9 protein-coding genes are annotated in these 8942 nt (G+C 40.5%); all 9 read right to left on the bottom strand.

Annotated elements, in window-relative coordinates; translation table 11 throughout:
* Window positions 1-795: magnesium transporter (gene mgtE, locus IJS99_11070; protein MBQ7562348.1), on the bottom strand; the 795-nt coding region annotated here is incomplete at its 3' end.
* An 80-nt stretch (window positions 796-875) separates the two neighbouring features.
* Entirely contained in the window at window positions 876-1394 is a 519-nt protein-coding gene (locus IJS99_11065) for a hypothetical protein (protein ID MBQ7562347.1), read from the bottom strand.
* A gap of 290 nt (window positions 1395-1684) precedes the next feature.
* Window positions 1685-2671, bottom strand: coding sequence for a UDP-N-acetylglucosamine--N-acetylmuramyl-(pentapeptide) pyrophosphoryl-undecaprenol N-acetylglucosamine transferase (locus IJS99_11060; protein ID MBQ7562346.1), 987 nt, complete (start codon window positions 2669-2671; stop codon window positions 1685-1687).
* Window positions 2672-2695: 24 nt separating this feature from the next.
* Window positions 2696-3781: a cell division protein FtsW gene (locus tag IJS99_11055; GenBank protein ID MBQ7562345.1), complete on the bottom strand. Its 1086-nt coding sequence runs from the start codon at window positions 3779-3781 to the stop codon at window positions 2696-2698.
* Entirely contained in the window at window positions 3781-5139 is a 1359-nt protein-coding gene (murD, locus tag IJS99_11050) for a UDP-N-acetylmuramoyl-L-alanine--D-glutamate ligase (protein MBQ7562344.1), read from the bottom strand. Before murD ends, IJS99_11055 begins: the two co-directional genes overlap by 1 nt.
* 144 nt (window positions 5140-5283) lie before the next feature.
* Window positions 5284-5424, bottom strand: coding sequence for a hypothetical protein (locus tag IJS99_11045; GenBank protein ID MBQ7562343.1), 141 nt, complete (start codon window positions 5422-5424; stop codon window positions 5284-5286).
* A gap of 80 nt (window positions 5425-5504) precedes the next feature.
* Window positions 5505-6335 (bottom strand): diaminopimelate epimerase, encoded by an 831-nt coding sequence (locus tag IJS99_11040; GenBank protein MBQ7562342.1) that lies wholly within the window; start codon window positions 6333-6335, stop codon window positions 5505-5507.
* A 118-nt stretch (window positions 6336-6453) separates the two neighbouring features.
* Window positions 6454-8325: an SYNERG-CTERM sorting domain-containing protein gene (locus tag IJS99_11035; GenBank protein MBQ7562341.1), complete on the bottom strand. Its 1872-nt coding sequence runs from the start codon at window positions 8323-8325 to the stop codon at window positions 6454-6456.
* 181 nt (window positions 8326-8506) lie between these two features.
* Window positions 8507-8942, bottom strand: a 436-nt coding sequence (locus IJS99_11030) for a hypothetical protein (protein MBQ7562340.1), incomplete at its 5' end; no start/stop codon positions are given.

Below are 8942 nucleotides of genomic sequence, written 5' to 3'. Positions count from 1 at the left end.
CTCATCCATAGGAAGCATAGCGGCCATTTTGTGAAAATCTTCTGTGCTTTCTTCTTCTAATACTTCCATAGCGTCGTCAACTGTAACAATTCCGACTAAATGATTTTCTGAGTCGACAACTGGAATCGCCATAAAATCATATTTCTGGAATAATTCCGTAACTTTTTCGCGGTCGTCGTTAGTGTTCACGCTGATTATATTCGTGTCTGTCATTATGTCGCAAATTTTATCCGCATATTGTGAAAGCAGCATAGTTCTTACTGTTACAACGCCGATTAATAAGCCCTTAGGGTCAATTACGTAACAAGTGTATAGAGTCTCTTTATCAGTGCCGACCTCTCTAATATGCTTGAAAGATTCTTCAACGTTCATATCAGGTTTTAGCGAAATATATTCAGTAGTCATTATGCTTCCGGCTGAGTCTTCCTGATATTGCAGTAATTGATTAATTCCGCGTCTAGTTTCAGGGCTGGCGTTCTCTAAAACTCTTTTTACTACATCAGCGGGGAGTTCTTCTACTAGGTCAGCAGCGTCATCAAGAAATAATTCATCGACAATGCGGCCAAGTTCGGGGGCTGTCAACTGCGATACAAGATCTTCTTTTGTGTCAGAATTCAAGTGCGCAAAAACTTCGGCGGCTATATCTTTACGTAGAGCACGGAATAATATGACTCGTCCTTCAGGGTCAAGTTCTTCTACAGCGTCGGCAATGTCTGCATCGTTCATGTCTTCAGTCAGGAGCCGCAAATCCTTAACATTTTTTGACTCTACGAGCGATTTAATTTTTTCAAGCATATAAAGCACCTCCGGTTATTGTGAATTAGTTAGTGTATAGAGAAAATTTTATCACGGCCGGAGGGAATTAATATAAAATATTATTCGTCTTCTTCAGCATGCCAAAAATAGCTGCCTGTTTTTTTCTTGCGCTGTAAAATTTTTTGTCTGTATTTGCTGTCAAATATGAGCTTGAAAATTTTTATTATATTATCAACTTTAGGCTTTAAATATAAATAATAATAATGCGCTGATTTCACCCTGTAAATAAATTTATGTCCTCTTATAGGTATTCTCCAGTTTGGGCCGTACCAGAATTCAAGCAACTTTTCCGGATTCTTTGGACATAAACATTTTTCGCCGAGAAACTCTATCTCGCTGTACTCTCTAAAAAATTTTCTCGGCATCTCAGATCCGCAAAGACTCACACAATAAAGCCGCCACGGTAATACAGATATTTCGTTAATTTCGCGCTTTATATAAACGTCAATATAACAAGTATGATTTATTCTAAATGAGTAAAACATACCGGTATATATTCTGCAAACTTTAAGCCCCTTCTCGTAAAAGTTAATTAGGTTATTGCGTAATTTTTCTTCATCCCAGACAAAAATATCCATGTCTTCATCGCCTTTGATTATATGCCCGTTCTCCCGGATTGCTCCGAGTAATGTTCCGAAACAGAGCGCAAATTTTAGCCCGGCTTCATCAAAAAGTGTCTTAACAACATGGAAAAGTTCTCGCGCGTCTGACTCATTTATTGATGTTATATTATCATACGTTAAGTTTTCGTCTTCATACGTAAGTGTTTGACCATTTATATTAAGAGTTCTAGTTTTGGTTACAATTCGGGCTGTTGGCTGTTGGCTGTTGGCTGTTGGCTGTTGGCTGTTGGCTGAGTGTAGCGTCTTTATTTGTCATTGTCAAGAGTCCTTTCACATAAATTTTTATTATTTTGCAGGATTCGCGCTAAATTTTCCGGGCTGTCTTTCTCGTCAAATATGCATGAATTCTTTGCGAGTTTCACGAATTCGGCGGCGTTCTTTGCTTGATGATTGTCTGCTGCTCCCGGCCAAGCTATGACGACTGCGGGAATCTCCCATTTTAGAATCTCAGAAAGTGTAGACCCTCCAGCCCTGCAGACTATAATATCACAGATCGAGTAAAAATCTTTCATGTCCCAGTGAGGCAAAATATAATGTCTATTTCCTGCGTCAAATTTTTCTTTAGAAGACAAGAATACGAATTCTAAATCATGGCATAATTTCGCAGTACTCGTTAAAAGCTCGCTTAACGGCCCGCTGCCCAGTGATCCCCCCGCAATACCGACAATTTTTGAGTCAGGCTTAATATTTAAGTCAAGTGCTGTTAATGCTTTCTCACGTGAAATTCTTTCAGGCTCCCGGACTGGAGTCCCCGTGCAAGTAAATTTTTTTATTCCCTCACAGACCGGCCAAGCAGTTATTATATTTACTCCGAGTTTAGATGCAATTTTCGTAACTTTTCCGGCGACCGCGTTTTGTTCGTGAAGAGTCATTCTTATTCGCTTTAACTTGCCGATTATCAACGGAGCAAAAGATATATAACCTCCGAATAAATAAATCTGATCAGGGGCAAAATTTTTTATATATCGCCATGCTTGAATGAATGATTTTATTAAATCTATGACTCGGGCAAAATTTTTTATTAGCGAACTAGTACCAAGAGGCGACCCGGCAATATTTAATATTAAAGGCTGAATCCCCTGCGATTTATAAATTTCCTGCTCTAATTGACGAGACCCGCAAAGCCACTTGACAGAATCACCTGATGACTCTAAACTCTTCCCGAAAATTATAGCCGGGAATATATGCCCGCCTGTGCCTCCTGATACGATTAAAATTTTTTTACTAGACATTATATTATTCTCCAGTTTATATAATTATTTCTTGCGCTTGCTTTTATTCTCTAGTTTTATGGACATTAACAGCCCTATTTTTGCCCACATGAAGACCATCGAACTCCCCCCGGAACTAATAAACGGCATGGGAATCCCCGACAACGGCAATAATTTAGTAACTCCGGCGACATTCATAAACATGGGAATTATTACTGAAGCAGTGAGTCCCAGTGCGAGCGATTTTGTAAAAGGAGTCTTCGCGTCCCTGTAAATATAATAAGCCCGCCAAGTCCATATCGCGTATAAAATCAATAAAAACATTGTCCCGACTAGCCCGAACTCTTCACCGATCGCAGGAAATATATAATCTGTATCAGCTTCAGGCAAATAACGCTCTTCTTGAAGTCCGCGCCCGATTCCCACGCCTGTAATTGAACCGTTTGCAAACGCTACGAGTCCTTGTATAATCTGAAATCCCTTACCCGTCGGATCTGACCATGGATCCCAGAAAGCTAGAAATCTGCTCATTCTGTAAGGCGCAATCAAGATTAACACGGCAATAGCTCCGACTCCGAGTCCTGCTCCTATTAACGGATATTTCCAGCCCCGGCGCTCAATGTGCATAACAAAACAAATTGACGCGCAAATTATAGCCCCTCCAAGTGTAGGCTGTAATAATAATGGCAGCGCAGTTATAGCAACAACGAAAAGAGTCGGCCTCACAAACGTATGAAAATCTCCGCGCTTAATTACATTCTGTGAATCCGTCAATCTATCAGCCATAAAAATAGGTAGTGCCAATAATAAGAACTCCAAAGGCTGGAACTGGAATCCCAGAATCCTAAGCCACCGGCGCGCGCCCATGACTTTAACGCCAATTCCTGGAATCGGAGTAATCATTATTAAGAACACAGCCAAAGCAAATAATTTGCCGCAGTGTTTACGAATTTTTTCGGGAGTAATGCCGCCTATACAACACGCCATTATAGTCAGGCCAAGCCCTATAAATTGAAATTGTTTCAACGGTGCAGCGTAAGGATTCCCCCCCGCCATGCTCGCACGCAATGACAACGAAGAAATCATTATGAAGCCACAGCCGCTCAAGATAAAGGGAATTATTACTTCCATTATGAATTATTCGCGAGTTCTTTGACTATATTGCAAAAATGTTCGCCCCGTGCCTTATAGCTTTTATACATGTCCCAGCTTGTACACGCAGGAGAAAGCAATACGACCATCCCCGGATTTGCTAATTTTGCAGCAAGTTTTACGGCCTCTTCCATGTTTGAGACTCGATAAAAATTTTTATAATTCGCTTGAGTCAGTGAATCCTGAATTTTGTCGGCCTCTTCTCCGAGTAATATAGCCGAATCGCATTCATTCTTTACGGCTTGAGCTAGGGGCGCGTAATCTTCTCCCTTACCTTGTCCGCCTAAGATTATAATTTTCCGGCCCTTGATACTTGTCATTGCTGTAATAGTGGCTGCTACGTTCGTCCCTTTTGAGTCGTCTATATATTGGACTCCGTTAATTTGTCCTGCATTCTCGCACCTGTGAGGCAAAGGCTTAAAACCTTCAAGCAAAAATTTAACGTTTAAATCTTTAATATTTAATAATTTCACCGCGCATAAACTCATAGCGACATTTTCTAAATTGTGAGAGCCTATTAAATCCGTATCGCTATATTTAAATAATGGAGTAATTGCCCCGTCAAGATTTAATAATGCTTGAGACTCGCTCATGAAAATATGACCGTTAAATTTATGTTCGGGATTTTCCTGCCAGCTAAGAGTTATTATTTTTCCTGAAGGATTCAATATTTCTGCGTCTCTGTCTTGAATAATTGCCCAGCCCTGTGAATCTCTTAATTTCAGGACTCGTGATTTTGCCTCGACGTAATTATTATAATTTCCGTGCCAGTCAATATGATCCGGAGCTAAATTTGTGATAATCGCGACTTGTGAATGCATATTATTTAATGCCCTTGCTAATTGAAAGCTGCTTAACTCCAATACGACCGAGTCAAAATTTTCACGCGTAAAAATTGCCGACGCTGTGCCGAGATTGCCGCCCGTTCCTGTTTTGAGTCCGGCCCTGTTCAAAATATGACCGATTAAAGATGTAACAGTGCTTTTGCCATTGCTGCCAGTAACACACAGAAGTTTTTGAGTCTTTATGTGAGGCAGCACAAAATCAAGTTCGCCGGTTAATTTAATGCCGCGTTCCTGTGCGTCGTGAAGTATTTGAGATTTAGGGGGGATTCCTGAACTGATTAAAATCTCGTCAACGTTCTCAAGTGCTTTGAGTGAGTGCCCTTCTTCATAGTCTATATTATGTGAGTCAAAAAGTGATTTTGCCTCGTCTGAAATTTTATTCTGCTCAGTAACGAAAACTTTTGCTCCGAGCTGTGAAGCAAGAACAGCAAGCCCCTGACCGCTGACTCCTGCTCCGATAACTACGAGTCTTTTATCTTTGTAATTAGGCATGTTATAAATTTTGCCTCCTGTTAATTTTCTAGTTTTAGCTAAATATTTCAGTCAAATTATATTTATATTATAATTATAATCTGTAAAATTAACTAGTAATATATCACAAAGATTAATTACTTCATAACTAAGTGAATCATGAATCTAAAAAATTTCTCCGGAAAAGACTTCGACGGCCGGCCCGATCAAGAGACATTTATTATTATCGTCAACTTTTATGCGTAAATCCCTGACTCCTAAGTGAACAAGAAATCTAATAAAAAATTTCTCCTGAGAATACTTCAACGGCTGGCCCTATCAAGAGACATTTATTATTATCGTCAACTTTTATGCGTAAATCCCTGACTCCTAAGTGAACAAGAAATCTAATAAAAAATTTCTCCTGAGAATACTTCAATAGCCGGCCCTATCAAGAAACATTTATTATTATCGTCAACTTTTATGCGTAAATCCCCGCCCCGCAAATGAACTAAGACATCACGATTTAATTTACCGGCAATAACTCCCGCGAAAACTGAAGCAGTCGAACCTGTCCCGCATGCCATAGTCTCACCGCAGCCGCGCTCAAAGACTCTCATATTGATTTCATTGCGAGAAATAATTTTCACGAAATCCGAGCTTGTTTTATCCGGAAATCTTGAATTATTCTCGAAATAAACGCCTATTTTTGCAAATTCAGAATCAGGCCACGAATTAATCTCGCAAATTTCGGGGTTATCATCAACAAAATATACAGCGTGAGGCGTTCCCGTGTCTATACCGTAAAAATTTAAGCTCATGCCGTTAATAATAATATTCTCGTTAAGTTTGCTTGTTATTCCGGGGATTCCTAAGTCAACACTAACAAGAGAGACTTTATTATTATCAAGTTCAAGATTTATAGCTTTCACGCCTGCAAGAGTCTCTATAGAAATTTGCCGCCTGTCAGGTGAAATTATGCCGTGTTCGTAAATATATTTAGCAACGCAGCGAATCCCATTCCCGCACATTGTATCCTGCGAGCCGTCGGAATTATAAATATTCATAAAAGCGTCGGCCTTGTCTGAAGGTTGAATTAAAATCAGTCCGTCAGCTCCGACTCCTTTACGCCTGTCTGAGAGATTGCGCGCTAATTCATTCGGGTTAGATATAGACTCGTCAAAGCAATTTACTATAACAAAATCATTCTGGCAGCCGTGCATCTTAGTGAATCGCATAAAAAATTTGTCCCCCTGTCATAAAATTTTCTTCATAATTATTATAGCGCACAAAAAAAGCCCGCCTTCACCCGGCAGGCTTAATATTTATATAATAGCGTTATTCTTAGCTTAATGATTATAATTTGCGCTTGATAAACAATACCGGCAGCAATAAAACGAGACTCAATACAGATAAGCCCATATCACAGCCGCCGCTTGAACCTGTTAGTATATTAGCAGGTATATCAGGATCAGGAGAAGGAGCAGGAGAATCAGAAGGCTCTGCACTTTGAGAAATTATCCCGCTGTCAGTGTAGAAAATGGCTTGAAGTTCCTTGCAATTTCTCCATTTTGCGGGAAGAGCTAAAAATTTGTAGCTGTGATTTTCGCCGTTCTTCATTATGCCGATATTGTGAGTAAAGCTCTCTACTTTTTTATCATCTGAGGCGATCAAGTTTAATTCAAGTGAGGCCAAAATATTATGACTTCCTTTATTGCTTATGACGCAATCAGCATCGAACGGTTCAGACTGCCCGGCAGCATACGTGATAAAATCTGACATGCTCATGCCGTTTATAGTTAGCTCAAGTTCTACATCTTCAATACTCCTATTGAATGGCAAGCTATTAGATTTCACAATAGAGAACGGGAAGTAACCGGTATTATTTCCGCCGGGTATGTCAGGATCCCAGCCCTCATGGATTTCGTCAAGATTATTATCAGGGTCAATCTCTACGACAAGTTCTTTTGCGCCTTCTGTTATATCATTAGGCACTGTCCAGTCAAATGAAATTACAGCCTTGTTGCTTTCTCTGCCAGCTTCCCAGCCGCCTATTGTCAGAGATTTTTTCTCTATTAAAGTTGTCTCTGTGCTTCCCTTGTCCCTGTAACTTAAAGCAACCTCAAACGAGCCGTTAGGAGCTACAAAACTTGCATTATAAATCGGGACTTCAATACTATATTTTCCGTCGGCATAAAGCGTTGAATCTGTATATTTATATAAGTCAGGAATATAAAATCTTAAGCCGCGTAATTTAGTCGCAATCAATTCATCTGTCCTAGCAACGACCTCATTATCGTTAAAATAATATCTGTACGGCAGATAAAGCGCAGGGTCAGGCTTTTGATTATAAATAGAATTTTGCCAAAGTGTTGCCTGAGCTCCGAAACTATCTATAGCAAATCCGAGCGTCAAAATTCCAGCCTCATCAGCATATGCCTGAAATGCAGTTGTGAATGTTAAATTTGCATAGTCGCCTGTAGGATCAGGGAATGAAGCAGTCAGATTGTCATAAGTGCTGTAACTCTTTGTGAAAGTTGCCGAGTTCCCTCTTTCGCCCGTCATGGAATTTTCCGTTGCGTCTCCGTGAAGAACTTGCACCGCTCCGACAATACTTGAGATCACGCCGTAATTAACTTTTCTAGCCTCCGTTGTCGATGATGCTGCCTCTTGAGTTATTGATACTGTTCGAGTATATGAGCCGGGACTATAAGTTATATTGCTTTGGCCTGTGAGTTCAAGCTGCATATTTTCATAACCCGGTATCATAGCGACATTAGTAGGATATGAGAATAAATTGCCTTCTTCGTGAAGAGGTTGATAATTATCGTCTGCAAGTCCTGCTGTTACGTGGAAAACAGGGTCATCAACCATAGAAAATGTAAGGAATTTATCGCCGCTTGCTGATGTCGGGTCGCCCTCGATAAGATTTGCGAGCAGCCATGAAGGTGCAGGCTCCTTAATGGGATAACGCCACACATGAACATTTGACGAATAATATAAAACTGTGTCAGATGTTGACGTTGATACTTCATCAGTTAATGACATCGTGATTGATGACGTGTTAGACTCTGATTTTGTAGTCTCTACTTTGTCCGCTAACATGTCAATAATAGCTCCGGCATCTTTGGCTCCTGCCTTCTCAAGAGCAAACGAGGCAACTTTTACGTATGTACTGCTAACTTCACCTGTGCCGAGTCCCTCAATTGTTTCTGCTGAGCCTTTCATGTCGAAATTAATATTCTGCCCCGTTTCTGATGTGCTTTGATGACTATAGGACGATTTCAAATCCATGGTGTAATTGAAATTTGTCAATGTCGGTGTTGTCGGGTCGGGATTCCACGGAACGGGAATATTATCAACGTGATACGGGGGAGTCTGAATAATTGCCGCGTAAGTCCTGTCGCCTTCAATCTTTAAACTTTAAATGCACAGGGGACTCAAGTTCTACACCTTCACCGAGAAAATCAGCTCCGAAAACAGCGAGTTTATTTTCCGGTTTGTTATTGACAATATTGAGGACTTCGTTATTCTTGCGTGATACACCATTGAATCGCCCGTCGCTGTCCCTATGTTCTGACTTGAAAACAAGTACATGGCCTTTGCCTGCATCGGAGTCCTCATCGCCTTTCCCTGACCATGACACGGCAAAGTCATCAATCATCTTGAATGTTCCAAGCTGGCCGGTAAATGGGCCTGAAGCAAGTGTGAATGTCCTGTCAACATAAGGATAGTCGCCATGAAGCGGATGGCCTGCTTGAGTATCGCCGTCTTTTACATAGTAATAAAAAACGCTCTTATCATTATCGTGTTCATTTCCGAACAGATAACCCTTTGAAGAGTCG

This window comes from Synergistaceae bacterium (assembly GCA_017444345.1).
In the GTDB taxonomy this organism is placed as follows: Bacteria; Synergistota; Synergistia; order Synergistales; family Aminobacteriaceae; genus JAFUXM01.
The sequence above is the reverse complement of the archived record's forward strand: the minus strand, read 5'-3'. Positions and strand labels throughout refer to the sequence as shown.

Bases quoted from the DNA above. Each gene is read 5' to 3' on its own strand.
- IJS99_11065 (MBQ7562347.1), bottom strand. From the start codon at position 1,394: ATGGATATTTTTGTCTGGGATGAAGAAAAATTACGCAATAACCTAATT.
- IJS99_11060 (MBQ7562346.1), bottom strand. From the start codon at position 2,671: ATGTCTAGTAAAAAAATTTTAATCGTATCAGGAGGCACAGGCGGGCAT.
- IJS99_11055 (MBQ7562345.1), bottom strand. From the start codon at position 3,781: ATGGAAGTAATAATTCCCTTTATCTTGAGCGGCTGTGGCTTCATAATG.
- murD (MBQ7562344.1), bottom strand. From the start codon at position 5,139: ATGCCTAATTACAAAGATAAAAGACTCGTAGTTATCGGAGCAGGAGTC.
- IJS99_11040 (MBQ7562342.1), bottom strand. From the start codon at position 6,335: ATGCGATTCACTAAGATGCACGGCTGCCAGAATGATTTTGTTATAGTA.
- IJS99_11035 (MBQ7562341.1), bottom strand. From the start codon at position 8,325: ATGAAAGGCTCAGCAGAAACAATTGAGGGACTCGGCACAGGTGAAGTT.